Annotated in this window: 4 protein-coding genes and 1 pseudogene; all 5 read right to left on the bottom strand. The window is 44.2% G+C overall.

Annotated features, from left to right (window positions below):
• Positions 1-384: YaiI/YqxD family protein (locus tag B3182_RS02910; protein ID WP_292751461.1), on the bottom strand; the 384-nt coding region annotated here is incomplete at its 3' end.
• A gap of 1 nt (position 385) precedes the next feature.
• On the bottom strand, positions 386-703 hold the full coding sequence (locus tag B3182_RS02905) for a Na+/H+ antiporter subunit G (RefSeq protein WP_292354027.1): 318 nt from the start codon (positions 701-703) through the stop codon (positions 386-388).
• A gap of 8 nt (positions 704-711) precedes the next feature.
• The gene (locus B3182_RS02900) at positions 712-981 is read right to left on the bottom strand and encodes a K+/H+ antiporter subunit F (RefSeq protein ID WP_292354030.1); all 270 of its coding nucleotides are present in this window, start codon (positions 979-981) and stop codon (positions 712-714) included.
• Entirely contained in the window at positions 975-1,472 is a 498-nt protein-coding gene (locus tag B3182_RS02895; protein WP_292751458.1) for a Na+/H+ antiporter subunit E, read from the bottom strand. Before B3182_RS02895 ends, B3182_RS02900 begins: the two co-directional genes overlap by 7 nt.
• Positions 1,469-1,695 (bottom strand): annotated as a pseudogene (locus tag B3182_RS02890) (monovalent cation/H+ antiporter subunit D); the annotation flags it as partial. The gene B3182_RS02895 and the pseudogene B3182_RS02890, both read right to left, overlap by 4 nt.

Here is a 1,695-nt window from a genome sequence, read left to right as displayed (position 1 = left end):
CACGCCGCTGCTACGCATGGTTTCCATAAAATTACGCATGGTCAGTCGGGCGCTGATAGTGTCTGTAGTATACAGTTCACCTCTTGGGTTTAAAGCCAATGCGCCTTTTTCAATCGCTTCGGCGGCAAGCGGGATATCGGCGGTGATGACTAAATCACCTTTCATCAGACGTTCGACAATTTCATTGTCCGCGACATCAAAACCGGATTGCACCTGCTGGAATTTGAGAAAAGGTGAGGGCGGTAATCTTAAGCTATGATTGGCAATAAAAGTGGTTTGGGTTTCTGTTCGGGTAGCAGCACGATAGAGGATTTCTTTTATTACCACCGGGCAGGCATCGGCATCAACCCAGATTTGGGGCTTACGTGGTTCAACTTCGGTCAATTTATTTTTCCAACTGGCGGGTACGTTCCACCTGTTTAACTTTGATATGAATGGCAGCTTTTGCCATCAGATGTGCGCTTACCGGTGCAGTAATAAAGAGAAAAAGCGTCACCAGGATTTCATGCAAGCTGACACCATCTGTTTTAAAACTGAAATGAATTGCCGAGGCAATCAGAATAGCTCCCACGCCAAGTGTGCTGGCCTTGGTCGGGCCATGCAAGCGCATATAAAAATCGGATAGTTTGTACAGGCCGATTGAACCCACCAGCGTGAAAAACGCACCTATTAAAATCAAGATAGCTAAGACCCATTCAAGCATAATTGCCTCTATTCCATGATATCGCCGCGCAGCAGATATTTGCTTAGCGCGAGCGTACCCATAAAACCCATTACGGCGATTAATAAAGCCGCTTCAAAATACAGAGCACTTTGCAGGTTTATACCCAGCAGAATCAGCAATGCAATGGAGTTGATGTATAAGGTATCCAAAGCCAGGATTCGGTCTGGTGTATTCGGACCAATAATCAGCCGGATAAAGCTTAGCAAAATCGCTAAACCGACCATGATGAATGCGAGTGATAAGGCCAGATTTAGCATGTGACAAATATCTCCAGCAATGGCTTCTCGAATTTTCGATGAATATCAGTTTTGATCGCTTCAACGTCATCAATATGTAGCGCATGAATCAATAAATAGCGGCGATCTTTTGAGAGATCACAACTGACAGTTCCTGGTGTTAAAGAAATGGTATTGGCTAACAGCCCGATGCCGACAGAACTGGTTAATTTCAGTTCATAATGCAGGAAGCCCGGTTTTAAATTCTTTTGAGGCCCCAGGATCAATTTGGCTACGACGGCGTTGGCTACCAGAATTTCATACAATACTCTAAGCACATAGAGCAATAACATCCATGGGTGCCGAATACTGATTTTTTCAGGCCAGTAACTGGAGGTCAGCCACGGAATTAAAATTGCCAACACTGCGCCCAGCACGATATGACCAGGGCTGATGGTGTTATTCAATAATAACCAGATACCCCCCAAAATCAGCGTGAGGAATGGATGGGGAAATAGTCGCTGAAGAATCATTTGCTGTTATCTCCTCCATATGGAACTGTACTTAATACAGCATCAATATATGCCTGACCGTTGAATAACTGTCCAGCAATCTGAGTGGTCATATCAGTTAAAGGTTTAGCAAACATTACCATTAATGGACTGACCAGCATCAGCAGGAAAACAGCCACGAAAGCCGACTTATTTAAAGGACTGGTTTTTTGACCTTCTTCCTTTTGCACACTGTAAAACAATA

This window comes from Methylophaga sp. UBA4204 (assembly GCF_002379485.1).
In the GTDB taxonomy this organism is placed as follows: domain Bacteria; phylum Pseudomonadota; class Gammaproteobacteria; order Nitrosococcales; family Methylophagaceae; genus Methylophaga.
This window is presented reverse-complemented; position numbering and strand designations above follow the sequence as displayed.